17 protein-coding genes are annotated in these 26,859 nt (G+C 67.3%); 1 reads left to right on the forward strand and 16 read right to left on the reverse strand.

Translation table 11 applies throughout. The features are described from left to right. The first annotated feature begins 260 nt into the window (after positions 1-260). The gene (locus tag N4261_RS13095; RefSeq protein ID WP_261760570.1) at positions 261-1,151 is read left to right on the forward strand and encodes a glycoside hydrolase family 6 protein; all 891 of its coding nucleotides are present in this window, start codon (positions 261-263) and stop codon (positions 1,149-1,151) included. 198 nt (positions 1,152-1,349) lie between these two features. Here N4261_RS13095 and N4261_RS13100 read toward each other — a convergent pair whose 3' ends face one another. The 16 genes from N4261_RS13100 to N4261_RS26075 form a co-directional block, all read right to left on the reverse strand. Beyond that, positions 1,350-2,945, reverse strand: a complete 1,596-nt coding sequence (locus tag N4261_RS13100; protein WP_261760571.1) for a tryptophan halogenase family protein — start codon at positions 2,943-2,945, stop codon at positions 1,350-1,352. Positions 2,946-2,955: 10 nt separating this feature from the next. After that, a complete protein-coding gene (locus N4261_RS13105; RefSeq protein ID WP_261760572.1) occupies positions 2,956-3,978 on the reverse strand; it encodes a cupin-like domain-containing protein in 1,023 nt (340 codons plus the stop codon). Between the two features lie 217 nt (positions 3,979-4,195). Then, positions 4,196-7,297 carry a TonB-dependent receptor gene (locus N4261_RS13110; RefSeq protein ID WP_261760573.1) on the reverse strand — a complete coding sequence of 1,034 codons (3,102 nt, stop codon included), beginning with the start codon at positions 7,295-7,297 and terminating at the stop codon, positions 4,196-4,198. A 305-nt stretch (positions 7,298-7,602) separates the two neighbouring features. After that, a complete protein-coding gene (locus N4261_RS13115; protein WP_261760574.1) occupies positions 7,603-8,682 on the reverse strand; it encodes an ABC transporter ATP-binding protein in 1,080 nt (359 codons plus the stop codon). Between the two features lie 16 nt (positions 8,683-8,698). Further along, entirely contained in the window at positions 8,699-10,063 is a 1,365-nt protein-coding gene (locus N4261_RS13120; protein WP_261760575.1) for a GH1 family beta-glucosidase, read from the reverse strand. Positions 10,064-10,231: 168 nt separating this feature from the next. Continuing rightward, positions 10,232-11,092, reverse strand: a complete 861-nt coding sequence (locus tag N4261_RS13125) for a carbohydrate ABC transporter permease (protein WP_261760576.1) — start codon at positions 11,090-11,092, stop codon at positions 10,232-10,234. 30 nt (positions 11,093-11,122) lie between these two features. Next, positions 11,123-12,055 carry a carbohydrate ABC transporter permease gene (locus N4261_RS13130; RefSeq protein WP_261760702.1) on the reverse strand — a complete coding sequence of 311 codons (933 nt, stop codon included), beginning with the start codon at positions 12,053-12,055 and terminating at the stop codon, positions 11,123-11,125. Between the two features lie 18 nt (positions 12,056-12,073). Next, positions 12,074-13,390, reverse strand: a complete 1,317-nt coding sequence (locus N4261_RS13135) for an ABC transporter substrate-binding protein (protein ID WP_261760577.1) — start codon at positions 13,388-13,390, stop codon at positions 12,074-12,076. 199 nt (positions 13,391-13,589) lie between these two features. Further along, a complete protein-coding gene (locus N4261_RS13140) occupies positions 13,590-14,612 on the reverse strand; it encodes a LacI family DNA-binding transcriptional regulator (protein ID WP_261760578.1) in 1,023 nt (340 codons plus the stop codon). 186 nt (positions 14,613-14,798) lie between these two features. Continuing rightward, positions 14,799-18,326: a sensor histidine kinase gene (locus N4261_RS13145; RefSeq protein WP_261760579.1), complete on the reverse strand. Its 3,528-nt coding sequence runs from the start codon at positions 18,324-18,326 to the stop codon at positions 14,799-14,801. A gap of 228 nt (positions 18,327-18,554) precedes the next feature. Further along, complete coding sequence (locus N4261_RS13150; protein WP_261760580.1) at positions 18,555-19,373, reverse strand: helix-turn-helix domain-containing protein; 819 nt, start codon at positions 19,371-19,373, stop codon at positions 18,555-18,557. Between the two features lie 33 nt (positions 19,374-19,406). Then, a complete protein-coding gene (locus N4261_RS13155) occupies positions 19,407-20,147 on the reverse strand; it encodes a lipase secretion chaperone (protein WP_261760581.1) in 741 nt (246 codons plus the stop codon). A 16-nt stretch (positions 20,148-20,163) separates the two neighbouring features. Next, positions 20,164-21,021 carry an alpha/beta hydrolase family protein gene (locus N4261_RS13160; RefSeq protein WP_261760582.1) on the reverse strand — a complete coding sequence of 286 codons (858 nt, stop codon included), beginning with the start codon at positions 21,019-21,021 and terminating at the stop codon, positions 20,164-20,166. Between the two features lie 206 nt (positions 21,022-21,227). After that, complete coding sequence (locus N4261_RS13165) at positions 21,228-23,057, reverse strand: beta-1,3-glucanase family protein (RefSeq protein WP_261760583.1); 1,830 nt, start codon at positions 23,055-23,057, stop codon at positions 21,228-21,230. Between the two features lie 336 nt (positions 23,058-23,393). Next, on the reverse strand, positions 23,394-25,061 hold the full coding sequence (locus N4261_RS13170; RefSeq protein ID WP_261755763.1) for an AbfB domain-containing protein: 1,668 nt from the start codon (positions 25,059-25,061) through the stop codon (positions 23,394-23,396). 10 nt (positions 25,062-25,071) lie between these two features. Further along, complete coding sequence (locus tag N4261_RS26075) at positions 25,072-26,643, reverse strand: chitinase (protein ID WP_290428817.1); 1,572 nt, start codon at positions 26,641-26,643, stop codon at positions 25,072-25,074. Between the last annotated feature and the right edge of the window lie 216 nt (positions 26,644-26,859).

Consider the following 26,859-nt stretch of genomic DNA (forward strand, 5'->3'; position numbering starts at 1 on the left):
TGCGCGCCACCCTTGGTGCCTGTGCCATGGGCGCCTTGCTGACTGCCTGCGGCGGCGGTGGGGACACCGTGTTGACGAGCCCGGATCCTTCGGTCGGCGTTGGGTCGCCAGCCCCGGCTCCATCGCCATCGCCGTCACCATCGCCGGCACCAGCACCAGCACCGGCACCATCGCCGGCACCAGCACCAGCACCGGCACCGGCCCCGGCCCCGGCTCCGGCCCCGGCTCCGGCCCCGGCACCGGCACCGAATCCTCCGGGCGTGACCTATCCCGATACCTTCTACACCGACCCGACGTCCGAGGCTCGCAAGTGGGTCGACGCCCATCCTTCTGACAGCCGCGCCTCGTCGCTGCGGACGCAGATTGCCGACCAGCCGGCCGCGCGCTGGGTGGGGGATTGGACCAGCGACGTCGGCGGCAATGTCTCGAGCTATGTCGCCAGTGCAGCGGCCGCTGGGCGCACGCCGATCCTGGTGGCCTACAACATTCCGCACCGGGATTGCGCAGCCGGCCAGAGTGCCGGGGGGGCGGCCTCTGCAGCCGCTTATCGGAACTGGATCTCCGCCTTCGCCGCCGGCGTGGGCGCCCGTCCCGCCGTGGTGGTGCTGGAGCCCGATGCGCTGGCGCATCTCACCGACAGCCGCTGCGATGCCTTCCGCACCGAGCGGCTGGAGCTGCTCAACTACGCGGCCCAGCAGTTCAAGGACAAGTCGCCCACGACGAAGGTGTTCCTGGACATCGGCCATGGCGGCTGGCTCACGCCCGAGACCTCGGTGCAGTGGCTCAAGCTCGGCGGCATCCAGAACGTGCGCGGGTTCGCGCTCAATGTGTCGAACTTCCAGACCACGGCGCAGGAGAGCGCCCACGGCAAAGCCATTGTGGACCTGCTGGCCAGCGCCGGGTTCGCCGGCAAGACCTTCGTGATCGACACCAGTCGCAACGGCAACGGGCCGGCAGGTGACGGCATCTGGTGCAACCCGGCCGGACGCCGTCTCGGCACGGCCTCGACCCTGTCCGCTGCTGGCGCCGGTCCGGAAATGACGCTGTGGATCAAGAGCCCAGGCCAGTCCGACGGTCAGTGCGGCACCAGTGGTCAGGCGGCCGGCGTGTTCGATCCGGAGCTGGCCATCAAGCTCGTGAACGGCAATTGATCGGCGGGGGCGGACGGCGGGGCCGTTCGCCATGCACGCGCCTGGGTCACGGCTTTCGGATCACCGATCAGAGACCTCGGAGTTCCAAGCTCTGGTTCTCAGTTCTCAGTTCTGAGTTCTGAGCCCGGATCGCAGGGCTCGCTGCTGGCGCCGTAGGCGTCGACCGTCGCTGTGGGTCATGTCTGCGAGAGGACGACTTCAAACCGTCGCTGGCGTCGCCGGAGCCCCGGGCCTGGACGCGACGCCATACCGTGCCAGGTATTGCGCATGCGTGGGCATCTGCCGCACGGTGTGTTCGATCCGCTGGCGGATGTCTTCGAGGAACTGTGACAGCTCCGCATCACCCATCAGGTCGGCGGACGGATGGTGCTGCTCCGGCATCAGGCCCTGGCCCAGCATGACCTGCACCCAGGAGTTGTCCGCAAACAGCTCGAACGGCATGCGGACCACCCGCCCGCTCTCGCGGAACAAGGCCAGCCGGTGGCGCAGGGTGTCGGGGATGTCCATCCGGCGGCAGTCCCGCCACAGCGGCGCATCGTCGCGCTGGGTGAGGTGGTAGTGCAGCACGATGAAATCGCGGATGTGCGCCATCTCCTCATTCATCTGCCGGTTGTATTCATCGACATCGGACTGCCGGATGCCGTCCTTGGGGAACAGCTGCATCAGCCGGATGGCGCTGCGCTGGATCAGGTGGATGCTGGTCGATTCCAACGGCTCCAGGAAGCCGCTCGCCAGCCCCACGCCGATGCAATTGCGTGACCAGACCACCTCCCGCTGGCCCGGCTGGAACCGGATCACGCGCGGCTCGGTCAGGCGCTCGCCGTCGAGGTGGCGGAGCAGGGTGTCCCGCGCCTGCGCCTCGTCGACATACCGGCTGCTGAAGACCACGCCGTTGCCCACACGGTGCTGCAGCGGGATCTGCCACTGCCAGCCCCAGGGATGGGCGATCGACCGGGTGTAGGGCACCGGCTCGCGCACCGAGGCGGTCTGCACCGCGACCGCGCTGTCGCAGGGCAGCCAGTGCGACCAGTCTTCATAGGGCACTCCCAGCGTCTGTCCCAGCAGCAGCGAGCGCATGCCGGTGCAGTCGATGAAGAGATCGCCCTCGATGACCGCGCCGTCCTGCAGCCGCAGCGCATGCAGGTCGCCATCCGGATGGCGCAGCACCTCGGCGATCTTGCCCTCGATGCGTCGTACGCCGAAGCCTTCGCTGAAGCGGCGCAGATACCCGCCGTAGAGCGTGGCGTCGAGATGGAAGGCGTAGTTGAGTTCATCCCCGCGCGGATCGGGCTGATGGGCGAAGCGGCCTTCCTGCGCGGCGCGCAGCTCCAGGCAGTAGTCGCCATAGTCGCCCGCGAGGACGCGCTCCCGTCCCTTGTGCCAGAAATGCTGGAAACCGGCGGTCCAGTGGTCGCGTCCGGACTCCCCGAACGAATGGATGTAGTCCTGGCCGAGATCGCGCCAGCTTTCGAACTGGATGCCCAGCTTGAAGGTGGCCTGGGTGGCGGCCATGAACTCGCGTTCGTCGATGCCCAGCAAGCGATGGAAGGTGAGCATGGTGGGGATGGTGGCTTCGCCCACGCCCACCGTGCCGATCTCGTCGGACTCCACCAGCCGGATGTCCAGCAGCCGGCCCAGGATCTTGGCGATGCAGGCGGCCATCATCCAGCCGGCGGTGCCGCCCCCGGCGATCACCACCCGGCGTACTGGTCGACGGGGCGAGACGAGGGCATCGCTGCGCGGGGCCGCGATCTCGGAGGGGGACGGACTGCCGTGCGGTGAGGAGGCGGTCATGGGGATGCTCTCAGCGGTGAAGTCGGTTCAGCAGATGGGCGCGCAGGTGCTGCGCGCCGTCGGGCGTCAGCGGTGCCAGCACATGGCGGGCATGCGGGGGAATGTGGGCAGCGGTGCGCTCGTCGGCTTGGAAAACATAGTGATCGAACACGCCCTGCCACGCGCGACGCTGCGGCGCCGGCAGATCGCGCAGCGTCATCAAGGCCAGCATCAGCGCGGCGACCGGCGAGTCCATGTGCGCCGGCGATTGGCGCCACCAGTAGTTCACCAGCACATTGAAATCGTCCAGAGCTTCCACCTGGTGCCACCACATGCTGGGGATGTAGATCGCATCGCCTGGATGCAGCTCGGCCACCTGGGCATGGGCCAGCGCTTCGGCGAAGCGGGGATGGCGTTCGAAGTCGGGCTGATTCAGGTCCACCAGGCTCACCGGTTGGCCGGCCAGGGTGAAGTCGATCGGACCGATGTAGAGGTTGGGCAGTTGCTCCGGCGGGAACAGGGTGAAGCGCCGCCGTCCGGCGGTGACGCAGGCCAGGTTGTCCGGCAGGTCGTAATGCGGCGCGATCCGGGTGCGGTTGCCCAGCCAGACGCTGACGAGGGCGTCCGACCCGCCGGGTGCCGCGCTCAGGTCCAGGTCGTTGTGGCGGCGAAAGCCCGGCAGCACGTCCTCGACCGTGGTGGAGCCGACGTAATAGCAGGGCGGTCGAGGTTCGCCCTTGAGGGCCAGCAGCGCCGCCATCACCGCCGGGAGCGGCGCATCCTGGCGCTGGAAGTTCACGCCGGTGAGGTCGTCGTTGTAGAAGATGCGACCGTCGATCTCCGGCGCGCCGGCCATCACCGCCACCGGCGCGCCGGCGCCGCAGCGGCCCAGGTAGTCCACGGCCGCCTGATCGGACGATCGGCCCGCTGCCACCGCCGGCCAGTGGGCGGTGAATCCCCGCAGCACGACGGGCTCGGCGGCTTCCACCAGCCCGCGCGGCAGCACGCCCGGCTGGCATTGAGCGGAGAGATGAAGCTCGCGAATCGGTGTCATGGACGGGGAGGGCATGGCGACGAGCTGGGCGAGGAGTGCGGGACGCAAGTCTAGGACCGATGCCGGCATGCCTGGATCACGGACAAGCCCTTAGATCCGGCCTGTGGTGCGGCCCCGGCCTCCCCGCGCCACAACGACACCGGCGCGCGAATCACGAGGACTCGCGCGCCGGGCCGTCAGGCGGTGGGATGCCGCGCGCCGATCAAGTGGGGCTCGATCAGAACTTGTAGCGCAGTCCCAGCATGTAGCGCCGGCCGGTCTGGGTCACCGCCACCACTTCCTCCTTGGTCCGGCCATGCAGGCGCTGGACTTCGTCGGTCAGGTTGATCACCTCGCCCTGCACACTCAGGCGCTCGGTGAACTTGTAGCCCAGGCTGACATCCACCTGGCCATAAGCCTCGGTGTAGATCGGCGAGGAGCGACCCAGCGAATTGCCGTCGTTGAGCGCGGTGAGGAACTTGTCGCGCCAGTTGTAGGCCATCCGCACGCTGACCTTGTCGTTCTCATAGAAGCCGACCAGGTTGGCCGAATCGCTGAGACCGGGCAGCGCGTACTGCTCGGCGAAGCTGGTGCCGTCGTACTTCAGGCCCGACTTCACATGGGTGTAGTTGGCCGCCACGCCGAAGCCGGTCTGACCGAACGAATGCTGGATGTTCAGCTCGTAGCCGCTCAGCGAGTTGGAACGCTGGTTGGTCGGCGAAGTGATCTGGAAGGTCGCGATCGGATCGTCCGCCTGGCCGGCGATGGTGCCCTGCGCATTGCCGTTGTCGTCAAAGCCGGTGCGCACCACGCCGTTGCGGCCGTTGTAGTTGTTCAGGATGTAGTTGCGGATGCAGGTCAGATCCTGGGCGCAGCCGCCGGTGCCCACCGCTTCGTTGTAGAGCCTGCCGCCGATCGGCGTGTGCAGGTTGAACGGCGTGGACGCGGTGATGCTGTTGCCGATGTAGTTGGCAATGTTCTTGCGGAAGAAACCGGCCGACAGGTAGCTGGACTTGGCGTAGTAGAACTCCAGCGACAGGTCGAAGTTCTTCGACTTCAGCGGCTTGAGCGCCGGATTGCCCTGGGCACCGGTGCCGCCGCTGACGCGGGCCAACTGGTCCAGCGTCTGACCGCCTTGGATGTCGCCCCAGCCCGGCCGGCCGATGGTCTGGCCATAGCTGGCGCGCAGCTTGACGCGGTCGGTCAGGTCGGCGTCCCAGTCGATGCTGGGCAGCCAGTAGCTGTACTTGCCGTCCAGCGTGGTGAAGCCCGGATCACCCTTGAGCACCGTCAGCTCGTTGTTGGAGCCCCAGGTGATGCCGGTGGAGATCGGCACCAGCGCGGTCGACTTCACCTTGGTGGTCTCGTAGCGCATGCCCACGGTGGCGCTCATCGGCACGCCAAGTTCCCAGTCGCGGCTGTACTGCAGGAAGGCGCTGTTGGACTTTTCCTGGGTGCGGCGGTCGGTGGAGAACTCGGTGGGCGCGAGGAACTTGGCCTCGTTGCCGTCGGCCTTGGCCGCCAGGTCGCGCACCGTTTTGAAGTCCCAGACGAAGAACTGGTTGAACAGCCGCGGATCGCTGCTGCCGCTGATATTGCTGAAGTACGGGCGCAGCGACTGCGGCATCCAGACCTGGTCCGGATAGTCCGCCGCGCTGGTGGCGCCGCCCCAGGTGTCGTTTTGCACGAAGCCGTAGGCCGAGCGGTTCTTGACCTTGGTGGCGCCCACGCCGAAGTCCAGCTTCGAGGCCTCGTCCAGCTTCCAGCTGCCGGTGACCTGTTGCTGGTCCACGCCCGACTTCATGTAGCTGTTGCGGAAGGACGAGCCGGTCACCAGTTGGCGCGACGCATCCGCCGAGGTGCCGTCGATGATCAGGATCGGCAGATCCTTGGTGAAGTCGACGCTGGTGGTGCCGCGGTTGAAGCTGGCCGTGCCGATCACCGCATTGGTGCCGTAAGGGCTGTCCGCGCCGGAGGTGGCGGTGGAGTGGTGGGCATCGAAGGCCAGCGACAGCCGGTCGCTGGCTTTCCATTCCAGGTTGAAGCCGGTCGACTGGTTCTTGTTCTTGACACCGAACTCGGCGCCGCCCATCGCCAGGTCGGCGGTGGCCGGCGTAATCGTTTCGGAGTAATAGGTTGGGCCGGCCACCGGACCGCTGGTCCAGGCGCTGCTCGACGGGCCGAAGTTGAACCAGGCGGACAGGTCGTTGCGCTTGGTGTGGATCTTGTTCTGCGATCCGGTGAAGTCCAGCGTCGCGGTGATGGCCTTGGTCGGCGCGAACTGGAAGGTCAGCTGGCCGTTGGTCCGCTCACGGCTGATGCCGTTCATGTTGTAGTTCAGGTTCTGCGGCAGCGAGTAGACATCGGTCGCACCGGGCCGGTTGACGATGTTCTCGGAGCCGGGCTGACCCGCCTGCGGAATCGTGCCGTAACCGGTTTCATTGCCGCGCTGCGGCCGCCAGCCGTTGGGCACGCCGGCCTGGTTGTAGCCGGAGTCGCGGCGCTGGAAGCTGCCGCTCAGCGCCACGCCGAACATGCCGTCGGCGAAGGTGGTGCTGTAGATGCCGGAGACCTCCGGCGTGACCTTGTCGCCCTTGAGCAACTCAGGCAGGTGCTTGTTCGATTCGTCGTAGACCGCCTTCACGCCGATGCTGGCGACCGTCTCGCGGGTGTCCAGCGGACGGGCGGTCTTGATGTTGATCGTCGCACCGATGCCGCCGGTGGGCGTGCTGGCGCGGCTGGTCTTGTAGACCTCCAGCGCGGCGATGGATTCCGCCGCGAGGTTGGCGAAGTCGAAGGCGCGCGAGTTGGAGGCGGACGTGTCGGCGATGCTGGACGCCGGCATCTGGCGGCCGTTGAGCAACACCAGGTTGAAGTCGGGGCCCACGCCACGGACGGTGACCTTCGAGCCTTCGCCGTTGGAACGGTCGATGGACACGCCGCTGATGCGCTGCATCGATTCGGCGAGGTTGGTGTCCGGGAACTTGCCGATGTCCTCGGCCACGATGCCGTCCACCACACCATGGGTGTTGCGCTTAAGGGTGAGCGAGCTGTCCAGCGAGCGGCGGATGCCGGAGACCACCACGGTCTCGATCTGCTGGGGCTGCTGGCCTTGGGCGGTATTGCCCGTGTTGGCTTGCGCGACCTGCACGCTGGGCGCGGTGGCCTGGGCCGTTGCCGCAGTGGCCGCGGAGGCGGCGGCTGCAGGCGGCTCCGGCGCCTGTTGAGCCTGGGTGGCGACGGTGAAGAACAGCGTGGCACAGGCCACCGCCACGGGTTGGCGACGGGGCAGACCCGTGGGCAGGCGAAGTTGCCGCTGTCGGCTGGATTGGACGGTCATCTTGTCTCCTTGTTATGTCTCAGTCTTGGCCCGGCCCGCGTCTGTGTGCGGACCGTTGTGATGCAGGGCAAGCTGGATTCGGATCCGGTGCGGGCGCAGCTCGTGTGGCCGCTGGTTCCCGTCGCTCCGGCACTTTCCCACCGCCCGGACACGCGTCGTCGACGCAGGTCCGGCTGTTGTGAAAGCGCTTTCAGAATTTAACCGCTTCGGTCCGGTGTCCTCTACTGACTTTCCCTAGCGAATGGATCGCGCCACTCGGACGCGGGGTATTGCGAATGGATCGATGGACGGTCGTGCTGCGGCACTCAAGCGGCAGCGCGGGCAGGCGGATCGACCGCGCGAGCCTCGGCATCGAAGCCCAGGGCTTCCTGCGGTTGGGCGATCACCTGCACGACCTGGCCCTCGGTCAGCGACGTCGGGCTGGACGACAGCTTGGCGGTCAGCAGGCCGTCGACGCCCTCGACCCGCAGATGCAGGATCGAGACATCGCCCAGGTGCTCGGCCAGCACCACGCTGGCGGGCACGCCGTGGCCCCCGGTGGGCGCCAGCGCCAGGTGCTCCGGCCGCAGGCCGAGGCGTTGGGCGCGGCTGCTCTGGTCGCCGCCCAGGGCGGACCACAGCTGGCGGTGGGCGCCGGGCGCATTCGCCGCCGGACGTTCGATGAAGTTGATGCGCGGTGCGCCAAGGAAGCTCGCGACGAATTCATTGGCGGGCCGGCGGTAAAGATCCATGGGCGCGCCCAACTGCTCGATGCGACCCTTGTTGAACACGGCGATGCGGTCCCCCATGGTCATTGCCTCCACCTGGTCGTGGGTGACATAGATCATGGTGGTGCCGAGCTGCTGATGCAGCCGGGTCAGCTCGATGCGCATGTCCACCCGCAGTGCGGCGTCCAGGTTGGACAGCGGCTCGTCGAACAGGAAGACCTTGGGCTTGCGCACGATTGCTCGGCCGATCGCCACTCGCTGGCGCTGGCCACCGGAGAGTTGCTTGGGCGTGCGATCCAGCAGGTCGGTGATGCGCAGGATCTCGGCGGTGCGGCGCACCTGGAGGTCGCGCTCGGCCCGGCCGATGCCGGCCATCTTCAGCGCGAAGCCCATGTTTTCCGCCACCGTCATGTGGGGATACAGCGCATAGCTCTGGAACACCATGGCCGCGCCGCGGTCGGCGGGTCGCAGGTCGTTGGCGCGCTGGCCGTCGATCAGCAGCTCGCCGCCGCTGATCTCCTCCAGCCCCGCGATCATCCGCAAGGTGGTGCTCTTGCCGCAGCCCGAGGGTCCGACGAACACCATGAACTCACCGTCGCGCACCTCCAGGTCCAGACCCTGGATGACCTCGCTCTGACCGTAGCGCTTGCGAATGCCGCGCAGCGTGACTTGTCCCATAAGCCGCTCCTGAAATTCAGCCGCGTGCGGCCCGTTGCCGCAGCACGAAGTTGCGATAGGCCAGCGCACTGTCCTTGAGGGTGCGGCGCTGGGTGGCGTAGTCCACATGCACGATGCCGAAGCGCTTCTCGTAGCCCGAGGCCCATTCGAAGTTGTCCATCAGGCTCCACACCATGTAGCCGCCCATCGGCACGCCCTGGCGGATCGCCTCGCCCACGGCGGCGATGTGGGTGTCCAGATAGCGGGTGCGGTCCTCGTCATGGACCTGGCCGTCGGCGCCCACCGGATCCTTGAAGGCGCCGCCGTTCTCGGTCACATACAGCCGCTTGATCGGATAGTCGCGGTGCAGTTGCACCAGCAGATCGGTCAGCCCTTGCGGATAGACCTCCCAGCCCATGTCGGTCAGCTCCAGGCCGCTGGTCTTGGGATCGAACGAGTTGTCCGCACTGACCATGCCGCGGGAGTAGTAGTTCACCCCCAGGAAGTCGATCGGCACATTGATCAGCGCCATGTCGCCGGCCTCGACATACGGCGCGGCATGGCCGAGGTCGTCCAGCACATCCTGCGGATAGGTGGCCTTGAACAGCGGGTCCATGTACCAGCGGCGGATGCGACCGTCTTCCAGCCGAGCCTTGGCGCGATCGGCCTCGGAATCGGTGGCGGGATACATCGGCGACAGGTTCAGCACGATGCCCAGCGAGGCTTTCACGCCCGCCGCCCGCATCGCCGTCACCGCCAGGCCATGGCTCAGCAGCAGGTGATGCGAGACCTGGGCCGCGATGCCGCGGTCCTTGATGCCGGGAGCGAAGATGCCGGTCTCATGGCCGAGCTGGGCCATCACCCAGGGCTCGTTGTGGGTGGCGATCGAGACCACCCGGTCGCCCAGTCGCTCGGCGATGCCAAGGGCGTATTCCACGAAGCGATGCACGGTGGCCCGGTTCGCCCAGCCGCCCTGGTCCTGCAGCGCCTGCGGCAGATCCCAGTGGTTGAGGGTGAGGTAGGGCTTGATGCCGCGGGCGATCAGGCCGTCCACCAGGCGCTCGTAGAAGGCCAGTCCGGCCTCGTTCCAGGCGCCGTCGCCGGTGGCGCGCACCCGGGGCCAGGAGACCGAAAAGCGGTAGGCCTGCACGCCCAGGTCGCGGATCATGTCCAGGTCGTCGTCCAGGCGCGCCACGTGGTCGCAGGCCACGTCGCCATTGCTGCCGTCGGCGATGGCGCCGGGCTGTCGGCAGAAGGTGTCCCAGATGGACGGACCCTTGCCATGGGCATCGGGTGCGCCTTCGATCTGGAACGCACTGGTGGCGACGCCCCAGATGAAGTCGGCAGGGAAGGCGGCGGCGGAGGCCGTCGGCAAGGCGAGGGTGGAAGCGTTGGAATCCATCGAGGCAGGCGCGCGTGGCGCGTGGTGTGCGGGGAGAGCCGCCGGGGGACGGGTCGAAGGTCGAAAGTCGACGGGGCCGGCGGGGTTGGGGTCTTGGGCTGGCGAAGTGGCTGGCGTTGGGTGTTGGCGTGTTGCCGTGTGGGCGTGTTGGCGTGTTGGCCGGGTGCGTTACTTCACCGCGCCGGTGGTCAGGCCGGAGATGAGTTGCCGCGAACACAGCATGAACAGGACGATCAGGGGCAGCGTGGCGATGGCGGAACCGGCCATCAGCGCCCCCCATTCGGTGTCCACCGGGCTTTGCAGGCTGCGCAAGGCCAGGGGCAGGGTGTACATGTCGGGCGAGCGCATCACCACCAGCGGCCCGATGAAGTTGTTCCAGGAGGCGATGAAGGTGATCAGCCCCAGCGTGCCCAGCGCCGGCTTGAGCAGCGGCAGCACGATGCGGGCATAGATGCCGATCTCGCCGCAGCCGTCCATGCGGGCTGCTTCCACCAGTTCACGGGGCACCGAGGCGCCGATGAACTGACGCATCAGGAAGATGCCGAAGGCGCTGGCCGCGCCGGGGATGTAGAGCGCGCGGGGTTGGTCGATCCAGCCCAGCAGGTCCATGATCATGAAGCTCGGGATCATGTTCATGAAGCTGGGCAGCAGCATCGTGCCCATCACCAGCCCGAACAGCGCCTTCTTGAAGCGGAACTCGTACAAGGCGAAGGCATAGCCGCCCATGGAACAGAACAGCAGTGTCAGCAGCGTGTTGCACACGCCCACATACAGGCTCAAGCCCAGGTTGCGCCAGAACGGCAGGCGCTGGGTCAGGATCTGGAGGTTGGCCAGCAGGTCGTCGCCAAACCACATCGGCGGCGGCAGGCTGAAGATCTCGGTGCGCGAATGGGTCGCGAACACGAACATGAAATAGAACGGCGCCAGCATGATCAGCGCGCCGACGCCGACCATCAGGTAGGCCGCCCAGGCGCTCATCCGGTGCCCACCGGTGGCGGCCGTGCCGGCGGTGTCGAAAGGGGCTTGCATCGTGGTGCTCATGTCGTGGGCGGGCTCGCTTCAGTCGCCCTGACGGCGGAACGCACGGTGGGTCAGCCAGGTGAGCGTCGCCACCACCAGGAACAGCAGCCAGGACATCGCGCTGGCGGCGCCGAAATCATTGAAGTCGAAGGCATTGCGGTAGAGATAGACCGCCGCCGTCATGCCGGCCTGGTCCGAGCCGCCCTTGCCACCGGTGAGGATGAAGGGCTCCTCGAACAGCTGCAGTCCGCCGATCACGCTCAGCGTCACGCCGAACAGGATCATCGGCCGCAGGCTGGGCAAGGTGATGTGGAAGAACTGCTGGAAGCGGCCGGCACCGTCGATGGTCGCGGCTTCATAGAGGTCGACCGGAATCGTCTGCAGCGCAGCCAGGTACAGCACCACGTTGAAGCCCACATAGCGCCAGAACACGATGGTGGCGATGGCGGGTTTGAGCGAGTCCGGATCATTGAGCCAATCCACCGCGGCGTTCGGCATCAGCGCGCCGAGCAGCGGGATCTCGCGCACGGTGGCAATCGCCAGGTTGATCAGGCCGTAGTCGGTGGAGAACAGCGAGCTGAACAGGATCGCAATCGCCACCGACGAGGTGATGTAGGGCAGGAACCAGGCGCCCACCATCGGATTGCGCCAGCGGCGGAAACCCAGGTGCAGGAAGGTGGCCAGCGGAATCGCCACCAGATGCTGCGGCAGGCCGGAGGCCACCGCCAGCCAGCCGGTGTTGCGCAGCGATTTCCAGAACCATTCATCCTGCAGCGCGAAGGCGAAGTTGTCCAGGCCGACCCAGTGCATCGCACCAAGTCCGCTGGTGGGTTCCCAGCTGTGGAAGGCCAGATAGAGCGAGAACAGCAGCGGGAAGATGCCGAACACGACGAACAGCACCAGGAACGGCGCCAGCAGCGCATACGGCGCGTAGCGGGGCGAGAGTCGCAGGAAGGGCGGGAGTCGAAGCATCAAGATGGTCCTGTGTCCTCAGCGATGCGCACGCAACGCGAGCAGGCGTTGGGCGTCGGCCAGCGCGGTCGGGATGTCCTTGCCGCGCTCGAGCACCTTGTCGAGTTCGGTGTCGATCACTTCGCGGGCGAAGGCATCCTGCTTGTGCACCGGCACGGCGCGGATGTGGCTGGCGGCATCGCGCCATTCGCGTCGCGCCACCTGGCCGCCCAGGAAGGGCAGCGGCTGCTCATAGAACGCGTCCTGGTGCGCATCGAGCAGGGCGGGGAAGGCATCCTGCGTCTTGAAGGCGGCCAGTTGAAGATCGCGGTTCATGGTGATGAAGCGGATGAAGGCCCAGGCCATCGGCTTGCGCTGCGCATCGCCGGCGCGGGCCATGGCAAAGAAGGAGCCGCCGTAGGCCGCGAAGGCGCCGTCCGGCAATTGGGCCGCACGCCATTTGCCGCGGGTGGTGGGCGCCAGCCAGTTGTTCAGGTGACCGGCCAGCCAGGCGCCGGACATCTGGGTCGCGATGGTGCCGCGCTTGAAGCCTTCGCTCCAGTCGGCGGACCAGGCGGTGACCTTGGCATCCAGCCGCTGGCGACGCACCTCACGCGCCAGCTCGAAGGCGCGCACGAACCGGGGCGAGGTGACCACCGGGCGCGAGTCCTTGTCGAAGTACAGGCCTTCGCCGGGTTGCAGGCCAGTGCGGATCAGGATGTCCTTCATGTCCCGCGCATGGGCCATGAGATAGGCGCCGGTGGCGGCCTTGATCTTGATGCCGGCGTCGACATAACCGGTCCAGCTGCCGGTCAGATCGGATTCGCGCAGACCGGCGCGGCTCAGCAGATCGGTGCGATAGAGCAGGGTGCCGGGACCGATGTCGGTGGGCACCGCCAGCACCGAGCCGCTGGCGGTGGTGGCCTGGTCGAAGGCATACGCCACGAACCGGCGCTGATCGTCGCGCAGCGAATACGGTGGCTGCGACAGGTCCTGCAGACCCGATCCCTGCGCGAATCGGCCCAGGTAGCCGACTTCCAGCGCCATCACGTCGGGCAGGCCCTTGGCGGTGGACAGCGCGGTGGTCATCGCGGTGTGGTGGTCGTTGACCTCGCGGCTGACGACCTTCACCTCCACCTCGGGATGCAGCGCGTTCCAGGCGGGCAGCGAGGCGCGCACGATCTCGTCCACGGCGGGAAAGGCGGCCACGGTGAGCGTCATCACCGGCGCCTTGACTGCACCGGCAGGCGTGGCGGTGGTCGGCGTCGCTGACGATGCGGCAAGACCTGACCCGGCGAGTGGCGCCAGGGTCAGGCCTGCACAGAGCGCGAGCAGCCATCGGGCCGGTTGCCGCATGTGGAACGTCTCCTTGTCTCCGGCACCTGCCTCTTGGGGCGGTGCGCTGATGTGTTGGACGCTTTCAGACGGATCGCGACTTCGCGCAGGACCGTCTGAAAGCGCTTTCATGATAGCGGCGACCAGGCCACGCCAGCACCAGGGTTAGTGCTAGGACACCTCGGGCACGAGGCAGGGCAGGCGCGGTGGCGCCTGGGGTTCAGAGGGCGCGGGTCGAGGACCGGATGATCAGCCGCGGTTCCGGCAACTGCGCGGTGGGCTTCTTGTCGGCCAGCAGGTCCATCAGCGCCTGGGCGGCGCAGCGGCCCAGTTCCAGGCCGGCTTGATGGATGGTGGTGAGCGGCGGGATGGCATGGCCGGCGCCGGCGAGGTCGTCGAAGCCGACGATGGAGACGTCATCAGGCACCCGAATGCCGCGGCGATGCAGCGCGAGGTTCGCGCCGAAGGCCATCTGGTCATTGGCCGCGAAGATGGCGGTGAAGGGCTGGCGGCTGTCGATCAGGCGCTCGACCGCCATCAGGCCGCTGTCCTCATGGAAGAGGCCGGGCAACACCAGCGACGGCTGATAGCGCACCCCGGCCGCTTCCAGCGCGGCCCGGTAGCCGCGCAGGCGCTCCTGGGCATCCGGGTGGACCGGATCGCCGGTGATGAAGGCGATCTGACGATGCCCCAGCGTCAGCAGATGGTGGGTGGCCAGGCGAGCGCCTTCGAAGTCATTGAAGTTCAGCGCATACAGGCCGGGCGCCTTCATCGTGCGGCCGGTCACCACCACCGGCAGTTCCTTGGCCAGCTTGCGCAGCGACTCGTCACTGAGCCGGCCGGTGAGCACGATGAGGCCGTCCACGCGACGGGCGCGCAGCGTGTCGATGCAGCGCTGTTCTTCCTTGGCATTCCAATGGCCGCTGGCGAACAGCGGCACATAACCGACGGTGTCGAGCACCTCTTCGATGCCGCGCAGCGCGACGCCGTAATACGGGCTGTCGATCGACTGGGTCACCACGCCGACGCTGAGCGAGCGCCCGCCGGCCAGCACCCGGGCAATCGGATTGGGCACGAAACCGAGTTCGGCAATGGCGCGGTCGACGGCGTCCTTCTTGTCCTGGCTCACGACGGCGGTGCCGTTGAGGATGCGCGAGACGGTGCTCGGCGAGACGCCGCTGGCCTGCGCCACCATGCCCAATGTCACCTTGCCGGCGGGATGGACGGTCTTGGACCTCTTCATGGGTAATGGGCGTAGGGATCAGTGGAAGCGGGCCGAGTGTAAGGGAACGTGCCGCGTCGCGGCGGCATGTTGCGGCGGGTCGCCGGCGGGACGATGGCAGGTCGTCTGTTTGAGGTGGCGGGCCTGTCGATGCGTCGGCCGCATCTTGCACGGCGCCGTGCGGCCGTGAGCGTGCCGCCGTCTCCTTCAATTCGCGAGACGCCGTTCCCACCAGGCGCGCCAGCGCGAGAAGCCGACGCGTGGTTCGACATGCGCGTAGGCCATGGCTGCCGGGATCGTCATGGCCACGGTGGCGCCTTGTCCTGGTCGGCTGTGGATCTGCAGAGCACCACCGATCGCGGTCAGGCGCGAGCGCATGCCGCTCAAACCCCAATGGCCGGGCCGCGATCCGCTTGCCAGGGTGTCGTCGGGCAGACCCACGCCGTTGTCGGTGACGGTCAGGCTCAGAGCGGTATCGCCGTAGTTCAGTGCCAATTGGATGTGCGTGGCTTCTGCGTGCTGGAAGGCATTGAACAAAGCCTCTCGGGCGACGAGCGCCAGTTCCGCCTGCACCTTGGGTTGCAGCGCCCGCGACGCGCCGTCGACCACCGCGGTGAATGCAGCGCTGTGATAGGTCGCCAGGTCCCGACCCAGCGCGTCCAGCGTCTGCTCCAGCGGGTCGGCGTCCTGGGGCGGGAGATGCAGTTCGGTGACGCGATCACGTCCTTCCACGAGCAGGGCGTCGGCCTGGTCGAGCACGCGCGCCATCTCGTCGCGCGCGGGCGTCCCCGGCGGAATGCCTCGGGCGACCTTCTGGAAACGCAGCATCAGGCCCTGGAACCCCTGCAGCAGCGTGTCGTGAAGATCCTGCGCGATACGGGAGCGTTCCTGCAACCGGGCCAGCATCCGCTCGCTGGCGCGGGCTTCGATCTGTCGCAACCGGGCCATGACGATCAGCGCCAACATCAGCAACACCGCCAACACCAGCAGGCCGCGAAACCAGATCGTCTCCACCAGCAGCGGTGGAATGTGGATCTGCAGGCGCGCGGGCGCAGCGCTCCAGACGCCATCGGCATTGGTGGCCAGGACCTCGAAGGTGTAGCGGCCCGGCCCGAGGTTGGTGTAGTAGGCCTGGCGCCGGGTGTCGGCCTCTTGCCACTGCGTTTCCAGACCGAGCAATCGATAGCGGAATCGGATGCGCTCAGGCATGGCCAGAGAGGTGGCGGTGTAGTGGATCTGAAGCTCGGTGCTGCCTGCGGGGGCCTCGGTGCCGGGCGTCCCGGAGGAGGCGGCAGGTGCCGAGGACGCGGCAAACCGGGCAAGCGCTGCAAACGGTGCAAGGGAAGCAAACCACGCCGACGCCGAAGATGGCGCAGACGATGCAGACGACGCAGACGGCGCAACCGAAGCAAGCGAAGCACCGGTCGGCGCGGTCATCGATGCCGATGGCGGCAGTGCCAGGGCGTGTCCGTTCGCCGAAACACGCGCCACGTGCAAAGGCGGCGTGCTCGGGCTCTGGCTGAGTTGAGCCGGGTCCAGCATGACCAGGCCGTTGGCCAGGCTGAACCAGAGGCGGCCATCCGGTGTCTGCAAGGCGGTGCGAAGCGGCCAGGATTTTTCGGCTCGACCGGGCAGTCCGTCGAGGGTGTCCCACTGCATGACCGGGACGCGGTAGGCCGGGTCGGTGCGGGCGCGCGCCAGGTCGGCGGCCTTGATGCGGGTGATGCCGGCGCTGCCGTTGAGCCAGAGATCGCCCTGTGCCGTCAGCACGAGTCCGCTGACGCCCTCCAGCGCCCCGGGCGTGGCCGCCAGCAGGTCGTGAATGCGCCCGCCTTCCATGCGTTGGAGGCCGCGCTCGCCGGCGATCCACATCTGATCACCCTGGTGGATGATTTCCAGAACCTCCCCCACGCGCAGGCCGTCGGCTTCGGAGAAGCGCGTGATCGTCTGGTCCTGGAGGCGGATGACTTGATCGCCAATGCCCATCCACACCTGCCCGGACGCATCGAACGCGATGCAATTGGCCGGTCGGTCAGACAGGCCGTTTCGACCGGTGATGCGTGTCCATTGGCCTTGGTGCAGCCGCATCACGCCGTAGGCGTTCGCGCCGATCCAGATGCCGCCTGCCGCGTCCTCGGCGATGTGCGTGACCGTACCGTCCCAGTCTTGGAGGTCCGGCGGCACTTCCCGTATCGCGCGGCCATCCGGACCGCGGCGCCAAAGACCATGGCGCCCACCCATCCAGACGGTGCCCTGGCGGTCGACCAGCAGGCTGGCCCAGGACAGGTCCCGGCCGACGTCCACGGCGGTCAGCCTGGCGTCATCCGAGGTCGGATAAAGACGGAACAGGCCCTGGTGGCGCATCGTGAACCACAGGTCGCCGGTCGGTCCCACCGACATCGACAGATGGGAGGGCGGCTGAGGGAAGTCGACCCGTGTGACACGCGTCGGACGGAAGCGGTCCAGGCCGGCATTGGTGCCCACCCACATCGATCCCTCACGGTCTTCGAACACCACCAGCACCTGGTCGCCGGTCAATCCCTGGGTGGGCGTGAAATGCTGCTTGGCCGGCGCGGCGAAGGGGGTTCTCACCGAGCTTGCCTCGGCCACCGTGGAGCCCGCCGACCGGGCGTCGAGGCCTTGACCGGACCGAGCGGCCCGAAACTCCGGTGCCGCGCTCCTTGAAGCGGCATCCCTGTCAATCGGTTGCCGTTCCGCACGCTGCCGGGCGTCCGGCAGCCACTCCCGACTCAAGCCGTCACTCGCGCCGTACCAGAGCGAGCCTTGGCGGTCGAAGAACGGCTGGAAGAGACTGTTGGGCACCGGGTGAGCGTCATCCGGAAGATCGTCCGGATGGTTCGGACGAGGCACCCGCCAGAACCGGTTCTGATCCGAGGATTGGGTCGCCCACAGCCGGCCGTCCGCGTCCACGGCGATCTGGGCAAAGCCAAGGTCCGGTGCTTGAATCTTGACGAAGCGTTCCTGCCCGCGTGCCTTCACATAGAGGCCGCGTTGGGTGACCACCCAGAGGTTGCCCTCGCCGTCGACGGCGATCGATCTCGTGATCAGCCGCTTCTGCGGTTCACCCAAACCTTGCTCCGGCCCGACCGGAACCCAGGAATTGCCGATGCGCTTGTGCAGCGCGCGGCCGGTGGACACCCACAAGAGGCCATCGCGGTCGGTCACAAAGCGGCGCGTCGACGCTTCGAACAGCCCCTTCGCGGGTTCGCGCGTGAGCACCTGGCCATCGCGCACCAGGCTCATGCCACCACCGAGGTATCCCACCCACAGGCTGTTGTCCGCATTGGCGTGCAGCGTCAGCACCGACTGGCTCTGCAACCGGTCTCCCGCCAAGGTGTCGAACCGTTCGAAGCGCACGCCGTCGAAGCGGAACAGACCATGGGCCGTGCCCACCCAGAGGTAGCCGTCTGGCGTCTGCGCGATGGCCATGACGGGACCGTTCAGGCCTTCGCGCGTGGACCAGCCGGTGTGGAAAAGCTGGTCCAGGGATTGGCCACGTGCCTGGGGGATGGCCCTCGGTCCTGCGCGGGAGACCGGAGAGGCCGGCGCCGCAGCGGCGGATGCGGCCTGCATTGCGGTCTTCGGCACGGTTGACGCGGTCGATGCGGGTGCAGACATCTGCGCGCTCGACGACAGCGCCAGCACCGCCAGACTCAGCCCGAGCAAGCGTGACACCAGCGGAATCAACGAGACGAGCGGAGCGAACCTGGACAAGGCGTGTGCCGACGGGAGTGAAAACGCAACGGGGCCATTCTGCCAAGAAGCAGGGTGGGGACATCGCCTGGATGGGAGAGCACAGGGCATGCGGCAGCGCCTGCTCCGATCAGCACGACCGCTGCAAAGCCCTCCAGGTCTGCGGCGACGGGTTCACGGCGGGAAGGGCGGAAAAGCACCGACCCGCAAAAGCGCAAGGCGCAAGGCGCGAAGGCAATCTTGCACCGTTCAAGCTGTGGAGCCCAAACTCACCCGCTGCCGCCACGCATGATCGACCCGCCCGTCGCCCACCCCGCGCAGCGCGCCGAAATGACTGGACGGACTGGCCCCATAGCAGCGCATCCACACCTTGGCCAGATGCGCCGAATCGGTGAAGCCCGAGGCGAGCGCGATCTCGGTCAACGCCCGACCGCTGCCGAAGAACATGGCCGCGCGCTGGATCTTGGCCGCCAGCGAATACTGCCGCACCGTGATGCCCAGGGCCTCCACGAAGGTGCGCGAGGCTTGGGTGGCTGACATGCCCACATGCCGGCCCAGCGCCGCGAGCGACAGGCCGGTGTCCATGCGCACCGCCGCCATCATGCTCAGCACCCGAGGGTCCACCGGTCGCAGCGGCCCGATGCTGTCGGCCACGCTGCCGATCTGCAGCTGCACCGAGGCCTGCAGCCGGCGGCCGTCCAGGGTGCGGTCGGCGAAGGCGCGTGCACAGGTGATCAGGCCGGCAAAGCGGTCGGGGTCCAGCAGCAGCACCGGCGGCGGGCCGGAGGCCGACCGGCTGAAGGTGTTGTAGCGCAGGTGGGTCGGCTCCAGATCGATCAGCGCCACCGGCTGGCCACCGGAGTCGATCTCGCGAGGGGAGAACGGCCGCATCGCCACAAGCTGACCGACCCATCGTCGACCGCCCACCGTCACGGTCAGCGGCTCGGATCCCAGCGCACACGCCAGCGTGACCGAATGGCGGCACACGTGGGAGCGCACCGACGCACAGGTGTAGATGAAGCTGTCACCCAGCAGGCCTAACCTAGGCACGGCAGAGAAGGTGGTCATGCGGCTGGATGCTCGGCCAGCCTCCGCAGGCCGTCAAGGGCGAACCGCGCCGCGCTCAAGGTCAAACTTCGCCTGCGCACGCATCGCCTTCTCCTGCATGCTCAGCGCGGTGGAGGTGTCGTCCCGCATCAGCTCCAGAAGCCGGCGCGAGACGGCGTCGTCCTCGGCGAACATGCGCTTGGCGGCGTCGGCGCCAAAGTGCGCGGCGCGCAGCGCCTGCAGGGCGTCCAGCTGTGCCAGGCCTTCTTCCGGCACCAGCGGCGCGTTGCCCGGCGGGAAGGCGGCGCGCTGGGCATTCTGGTAAGCATCGAACTGGGCCAGCAGCTCGCGCGCACCGGCCGCCGCAGGGGCGGGCAGCTCGGCCAGTTCCGACTCGATGCGTGCTGTCAAGGCCTGTCCCTCGTTCAGGGCCAGCAGCGCCTCGGCGCGGACGCGGGTGGCCTGGTCGACGACCAGTCGGCCCGATTCATCGATGCGAAAAACCCCCTTGCCCCGGCCGGCACCGGTGGGCGCGAGTTGGGCGAGGGCGGCTGGGTCGGGCATCGGATTCAGTCCGGTGGTGCCGGATGAGGTATCCGGGGAGGAAACGGTGGACGGATCTTTCGCCACCGCGGCTTGGGTCCATGGGAAGGCGGCGCCGGGTTGCGGATCTTTGTCCGCTGCCGGCGGCCGCAGGGCCAGGATCACCCCGGCCAACAGGATGGCAGCGCCCAGTCCCACGGCGATCACTGCGCCGAAGCGTCGGCCCGATTTGCGAACAGGCTTGTGTGACATGGCGTGCTCCTGCGGATCAGTACGGGCAGTTCTGGTTGTAGCGGTCGAACACCAGGGCGGTGTTGTACGCGTTGTGCTCCGCGCCGCACAGGAATGGCGAATACCGGGTGTCCGCATCCACGAAGCGCTTCATCCAGGCTACACCGTAACGGCCGATCGGCGTGTTGGTGCTGTTGGGCGTGAAGTGGCTGGCCAGATTCAGCTCCGCATAGGCCTTGAAGGTGCTGGCCGGCAGGCTCGCATAGAAAGGACGCGCATGGACCGTCACCGAGGCCACGCTGTCACCGTCCGCGCCAACGATCAGGGTGGGTACGCGCACCCGGGTGAAGCTGGTGCTGAGGTTCCAGGGCGTGAGCGGCAGCGAGGCCTTCAGCGTCGGATTGTCTTCCGCGGCGATCAACGCGCCACCGCCCCCCATCGAATGGCCGGCCACCGCCAGCTTGGTGCTGTCGACCCGGCTGCGCACCGTGCTGCTGGCGCTGTTCACCACATAGTTCAGCGCTGCCATCAGCTGCGTGGCGCGGCTGGCGGGCTGGTCCAGCGTGGTGTTGGTATTGATGGTGATCACCACCAGGCCGTGGGTGGCCATGCGACGGCCCAGCCAGGCGACGCTGGACTCGGTGGCGGTAAAGCCCGGGCTGATGGCCACCACGCCGTACAGGCCGCTGGTGCTGGGGTAGTAGATGGTGCCGCCGCCGAAGCCGCGTGCCAGGATGACGTTGCTGGTGGATACCGCGAAGGGGCCGGCGGTGGCATTGAGGCTGGACGAGCTGGGCGCTGGACCGACCTGCGCCGAGGCGAGCCCGGCGGTTCCGATCGCCGCGGCGGTCGCCGCGATCCGCAGGATGCGGCCAAGCAAGACTGACTGCTTCATGTTGTCTCCTCAGGGATGAAACACCCCCGCAGCACCGGATGCGCCGCGGGTGAGCAGCAGTCTAGGAAGCAGGTCCCGGGAACGCCTTGTACCCAACGCAGGTCCACCCCCCTAGAAACGCAACGGGAAAACCCGGGTGTCGCCGGCACAAAAAAGGCGGCGTCGCTGCTTGCGACGCCGCCCGGAGCGAGAAGACCTTGAAGGACTTACCAGCCGATGGTGTAGGTCACCACCGTCGGTGCGGTCGTGTGCAGCGACGGGCTGAAGTTGCCCACGTCGTCATAGGCGAAGCCATACGCCAGGCCGTAGCCGTTGGCGCTGCCTTCGGTGCCCTTGATCGAATGGTCGTGCCAGAACTTGGCGTACCAGTTGGCGCGCGAGCCCGCCGGATAGAAGGCGCTCGGGCGGTGCCAGTCGGCCGGGTTGGCCAGCACATGGCGGTTGAGCGCGGCACAGACCTGCGCCTGGATCTGCAGCTGGGTGGCCTTGATCAGGTCGGGCTGGAAGCTGCCGTCCGGCTTGCGCGGGTCGTCCAGCTTGCCGGCGCCCAGCAGCACTTCCGCGGTGTTGGGTTGGCCGTTGATGTAGTAGGGACCGTTCTGGGCGCCGCCGGTGAAGACGAAGCGGTTGGTGCTGGCATCGACGCGACCGCGGAAGGTGCCCAGGTTCTCCAGGGTGAAGACCAGGTCTTGCGTCTTGAACCGGTTCCACATCTCGGTGATGTAGCTGTCCAGGTACTGGCCGTTCACATTGCCAGGACGGAAGGTGTAGTGGGCCGGTGCCAGGATGCGGGTGCGGGCCGGGACGTTCGGGAAGTTGGGCTCGGCCAGGCTGCGGAACTCGGCCGGCACTTCGCTTTGGAACTTGGTGAAGAGCTGGTCGCGGGTTTCGGTCAGCGGCTCGCCGACGGTGCGGTCATAGCCGCCCAGGCCTTGCAGGCGCAGCTTCAGCGGGAAGCCGAAGTGGTCCACGCGGGTGGTGTTGACGAAGATGCCTTGATCCGGGCGGCCCTTGGGCACGATGGCGAATTCACCGAAGTCGAACACCACGTCCAGGTTGGGATCGGAGGCGTTCTCGATGTTGGCGCCGGCGTAGGCGACACGGCCCGCGCCATCGGTATTGACCTCGATGTACATCGGGCTGCCCACCGACATCAGCACCCGTGCGGAGTCGATCGCCGGGATGGTGATCGACTTGGTCTGTGCCAGGGTGTAGAAGTAGTTGGCGTAGTTGCGGCCGTTCTTGGGCACGGTGTTGTCGGACACACGCATCGGCAGCACATTGCCGTTCATGTCGACATGCACGAACTCGCCGGTTTCCCAGCTCTTGCCGATGATGGCCCAGTAGACCTGCGCATCCGTCCAGCGGCCGTTGGTCGCGTTCTGGATGTTGAAGGTGGTGCGACCGTTCCAGGTGCCGGTGGCTTCGATGACGTAGTCACCGCTGCTGACCGCGGAATTGTTGAAGCCCGACCGCATGCCCATCGCCTTGATGGTGGTGTTGGCCGAGACATTGATCGGTCCCGAATACAGCGGCGAGCTGGCCTGGGGCACCGAGCCATCGGTGGTGTAGCGGATCGACGCACCGGCGGTGGCGGTCGACAGCGTCACCGATTGCGCGGTGGTGTAGCGACCGGGCGCGGGGCTGAAGGTCGGGGCCGCGACGGTTTGCGGCGCGCTGCCGATGACGGCGGAGAAGCGTGCGCTGTCATAGGCCGGATTGCCGTTGTTGTAGGTGAACCAGTAATCGACCCGCTGGCCGGAGGTGGCGCCATTGAGCACCTGCTCATGACGGCCGTTGGCGGCGTTGTAGGGCATGCGCAGGTTCTGCTGGCCGCCGCCGTTGATCTGGTAGTGCACATCGACCCAGGTGGTCGCGACATTGGACTTGAACCAGATCAGCGACTGGCTGCCGCTGGTGGCCACGCCGTGCGAGAAGCTCGCACTCGTCTGCGCAAACGCCGCCGAGCCCAGGCTCAGCGACAGGAATGAAAACACGGCCAGGCAGGTTGCCAGCCAGGAGAGAAAGCGTTTCATGGCATCTCCGGAGTTGTGGATGCGGTGGCGGTCATCGAAGGATCGCTGCGATCAGGCCTGCGATGCAGGGGAAGCGCACGGGCCCGGTGGGCGTGCGCTCGGCAGGTCGGCGGCAGGGCGCATCGATGCCGCCGTCGCGGTGCAAATCCTAGGCAAAAGAGCAAGCGCTTGAAAGCGCTTTCTTGCTTCCGCGAAGTAACGTCTTGGCGGTCTTGGTTGCGACTGCAGGGCGGCTGCAACAAAGGGCACGCACCGGTCACATCCGGCGCGTGCCCTTCAGGGGACACCCAGGGATATCAGGGGACGTCAGGGGACGTCAACGACGGTCGACGCCGCTCAGGATTTGGTCACCCGCACATAGCGCAGGTTCCAACCTGACCCCAGGGCCTTCACCGCGATCTGCTGCTGACCGGCGTTGAGCTGCACCCGATGCGAGACCGTGGTCCAGTTCTGCCAGCCACCGGTGGAGGGCACGGCCAGGCTGCCGTAGATCGGCGAGCCGCCGGCCTTCTCCAGCTGCAGCGTGCCGCCGCCGCTCTGGCTGGCCACGCGGTACTCGACGGTGTAGGTGCCGTTCTCCGGCAGGTTGAGGTTCCAGACCACCCAGTCGTTGGCCTCGATCCAGCCCAGGTTCTGGCCGCCCTCGGTGGAGGGTTCCAGCTGCATGCCCTGCATCTGCGCATAGCCGTCGGCGGCCAGCGTGGTGCTGAAGCCGGTGGCCGCGCCGGTCAGCGCATTGGCGCTGGAGAAGGTCGCATCCGAGCGGGCCAGCGCATCGTTGATCTGCTCCACATACAGCAGCGAGTTGCGATGGCGCAGCCAACGGTCGCGTTGGGTGAAGGACTGGAACGACACGCCGCTGCCGTCCACCAGGCCGGGCGCCTGCAGGAAGGTCGCCTCCTGGCGGAACTGGGTGGAGCCATCGTTCTGATCCAGCCAAGCCTCGCCATTGCGCTGGCGCAGATAGCTGTTGGGATAGTTCTGCGACTGGAAGGACACGCCGCTGCCGGCCAGGCCGGTGACCATCTTCCAGTTGCCATCGCCCGCCGGATTGATCGAGCCGGGCTGGTCCACGCGGCCGCGGCTGGCCTGGTGACGGATCGTCAGACCGGCTGGCGCACGCGCCACCCAGCTGTTGAACGCCGTGGCCGAGGCCGCCTTGTACACCCGCACATAGTCCACAAACATCTTCGCGGGCAGGGCGCTTTCATCGACATTGAAACCGGGCCAGTTGCCGCCCACCGCCATGTTCAGCAGCAGGAAGAAGTCGCGCTGGAATTCCTCGGTGCTGTTGACGCTGTTGGTGATGTCCACGACATGGAACTGGCGGCCGTCGACGAACCAGCGGATGTAGTTGGGATCCCACTCCACCGCGTAGACGTGGTACGCCGTGGCGTCCACCTTGACGTTGCCACCGTAGGAGGCATGGCCGCCGTCCGGCCCTTGCCAGTGCACCGTGCCGTAGACCGCGGGATCGGTGTTGATCTGCTCCATGATGTCGATCTCGCCGGAGGCCGGCCAACCGACGCTGCCCAGGTTGCTGCCCAGCATCCAGAACGCGGGCCACAGGCCGTTGCGCGACGGCAGCCGCATGCGGGCTTCCACCTTGCCGTAGCGGAAGTTCGCCAGGCCCTGGGTGATCATCCGGGCGGAGGTGTAGCGGTAGCCGCCGAAGTCCTCGCGCTTGGCGGTGATCACCAGGTTGCCGTTCTCCACAGTCGCGTTCTCGCGTCGGTAGTACTGCAGCTCGTTGTTGCCCCAGCCGCTCTGGCCGTTGCCGATCTCGAACTTCCAGTTCGAGCTGATGCCGTTGGTGAATTCGTCTTGCCAGACCAGTTGCCAGGTCTGCGCCTGCGCCTGCTCGGCCAGACCGACCAGGCTCGCCACGCCGAAGGCGACGGCGGCCAGCGATTGCATCCAGCGCCGCGAGCGACGGTTGCCCGAGTGATTCCAGCTGCTGCTGTGGCCTTGGCCGTGGGTGGGAAGGGTCATCGTGTGTGTCATGTTCATCTCCTCAAGGCAGGGTGTTGAGCGAGGCGCGCACGCCGCGGGAGAACGCCAGGCCATCCTTGCGATCCCAGTTGATCGACCAGGTCATCACGCCGCGCAGCGTCGGATAGGCCTTGGCCGGCTTGATGGCGCCGCACTGGGTGAGACGGGTCAGGCAGTTCAGCGCGCTGGTGATGGTGGCCACGCTGGCCAGACCGCTGTTGGCCGAGGACGGACCCGACGGCAGGCCGAAGGCGACCTGATCGGGCCGCAAGCCGCGGAACACATAAGGCCCGGTGCCGTTGTTGGTGGTGAAGCCTTCGATCAGCATGCGGCTGGCGGCGACCAGCATGTCGGTGCTGCCCTCGGCCAGGCCCTGTGTGGCGTAGGGCGTGTAGACCGCGCCGTTGTTGTAGTACTGGACATGCAGCACGGTGAGCTCGTCGCGCAGGCCGTCGATGATCGGCAGGTACGCGCCCCAGATGCCGCCGTAGGCGACGAAGCCGCCCTGCACATACGGATGCTCCGGCGCCATCGACAGATAGAAGCCGCTGCCGACGCGGGCCTTGAGCTGCTTGACCGCCGTCACCAGGTTGGTTTGCACCGGAGCACCGGAGGTGACGCCGGCGCCGCTTTCCAGGTCGATGTCGATGCCGTCGAAGCCGTAGCGACGCAGGATCGCTTCCAGGCTGTTGACGAAGTTCGTCACCTGCGTGGCGTTGTTGAGCGTCACCGTGCCGTTCTGACCGCCCAGCGACAACACCACCTTCTTGCCCTTGGCGCGTGCGGCGGCCACATCGGCGATGAAGGTCGCCTCGCCACCGGCGGACGGATCCAGGTTGAAGGCGACATTGCCATTGCCCGCGTCATCGGCGAAGGCCACGACGATCACGTCGTAGTCGGCCGGGACCTGGCTGATCGGGAAGGTCGGGCCAGCCGGGTTGGTGAAGTTGTGCCAGTAGCCCACGAGTTGATGGCCGCCGGGTGACGGCGCCGGCGCCGGGCTGGGTGCAGGTGCCGGCGAGGGGGCGGGAGAAGGTGCCGGTGTCGGCGCGGGCGCCGGTGCTGGGGTCGGCGCCGGTGCGGGCGCGGGGGCACCGCTGAAGACGGTCCACGGCTGACCGGAGCCGGCGGGGCCGCTGCGCGAGGCGGGGTTGTCGCCTTGGGTCCACCAGTTGGCTTTGTAGGTCACGCCCTGGTAGCTGACGATGGCGCCACCCGGATACGCCGTGGCGGCGTTCCAGGTGCCGGCCGGCGCCGGTGCCGGGCTGGGGGCTGGACTGGGGCTGGGAGCGGGTGATGGCGACGGTGATGGGCTGGGTGACGGCGAGGGTGCGGTGCCGCTGGCAGGCCCGAGGTCGGTCCACAGCGAGGCATTGGTCGGGTTCCAACCGGTGCTGCTGTAGTCGGTCTGGTTGACGGTGGCCTTGTAGAGATGGCCGTTGTAGCTGACCACGGTGCCGGCGGCGTAATAGACGTCGGGCTTCCAGGCGGCGGCCGTCTGGGCGGCGGCATGCAGTGCGAAGGCTGCCGTGCTGATCACCGCCAGGCGTCGCAGGGCGCGGGCGGACAGATGTCGTTGAGGGGCGAAGGTCATGACGGGAAGCGTCCTCTGATGGGGCAGGCCCGCAGCGGGGCCGCGGCCCGCTGCATGGCGAAACATGGCCTTCACCGGGTGGCGATGGGGGCCATGTGGTCGTAGGCGGCACCAACTGGTATCTCTTTGAAAGTGATTTCAGCCACCTCTTGAATACCACTTTGCGAAACCGCTTTCATGCCGTCTTCAGGGAAAACCCGCGGTCGTGGTGACAAA

This window comes from Roseateles amylovorans (assembly GCF_025398155.2).
GTDB classification, from domain to species: Bacteria; Pseudomonadota; Gammaproteobacteria; order Burkholderiales; family Burkholderiaceae_C; genus Roseateles; species Roseateles amylovorans.

Coding starts and splice junctions, on each gene's coding strand:
- N4261_RS13100 (WP_261760571.1), bottom strand. CDS start 2,945: ATGACCGCCTCCTCACCGCACGGCAGTCCGTCCCCCTCCGAGATCGCG.
- N4261_RS13105 (WP_261760572.1), bottom strand. CDS start 3,978: ATGACACCGATTCGCGAGCTTCATCTCTCCGCTCAATGCCAGCCGGGC.
- N4261_RS13110 (WP_261760573.1), bottom strand. CDS start 7,297: ATGACCGTCCAATCCAGCCGACAGCGGCAACTTCGCCTGCCCACGGGT.
- N4261_RS13115 (WP_261760574.1), bottom strand. CDS start 8,682: ATGGGACAAGTCACGCTGCGCGGCATTCGCAAGCGCTACGGTCAGAGC.
- N4261_RS13120 (WP_261760575.1), bottom strand. CDS start 10,063: ATGGATTCCAACGCTTCCACCCTCGCCTTGCCGACGGCCTCCGCCGCC.
- N4261_RS13125 (WP_261760576.1), bottom strand. CDS start 11,092: ATGCAAGCCCCTTTCGACACCGCCGGCACGGCCGCCACCGGTGGGCAC.
- N4261_RS13130 (WP_261760702.1), bottom strand. CDS start 12,055: ATGCTTCGACTCCCGCCCTTCCTGCGACTCTCGCCCCGCTACGCGCCG.
- N4261_RS13135 (WP_261760577.1), bottom strand. CDS start 13,390: ATGCGGCAACCGGCCCGATGGCTGCTCGCGCTCTGTGCAGGCCTGACC.
- N4261_RS13140 (WP_261760578.1), bottom strand. CDS start 14,612: ATGAAGAGGTCCAAGACCGTCCATCCCGCCGGCAAGGTGACATTGGGC.
- N4261_RS13150 (WP_261760580.1), bottom strand. CDS start 19,373: ATGACCACCTTCTCTGCCGTGCCTAGGTTAGGCCTGCTGGGTGACAGC.
- N4261_RS13155 (WP_261760581.1), bottom strand. CDS start 20,147: ATGTCACACAAGCCTGTTCGCAAATCGGGCCGACGCTTCGGCGCAGTG.
- N4261_RS13160 (WP_261760582.1), bottom strand. CDS start 21,021: ATGAAGCAGTCAGTCTTGCTTGGCCGCATCCTGCGGATCGCGGCGACC.
- N4261_RS13165 (WP_261760583.1), bottom strand. CDS start 23,057: ATGAAACGCTTTCTCTCCTGGCTGGCAACCTGCCTGGCCGTGTTTTCA.
- N4261_RS13170 (WP_261755763.1), bottom strand. CDS start 25,061: ATGACACACACGATGACCCTTCCCACCCACGGCCAAGGCCACAGCAGC.
- N4261_RS26075 (WP_290428817.1), bottom strand. CDS start 26,643: ATGACCTTCGCCCCTCAACGACATCTGTCCGCCCGCGCCCTGCGACGC.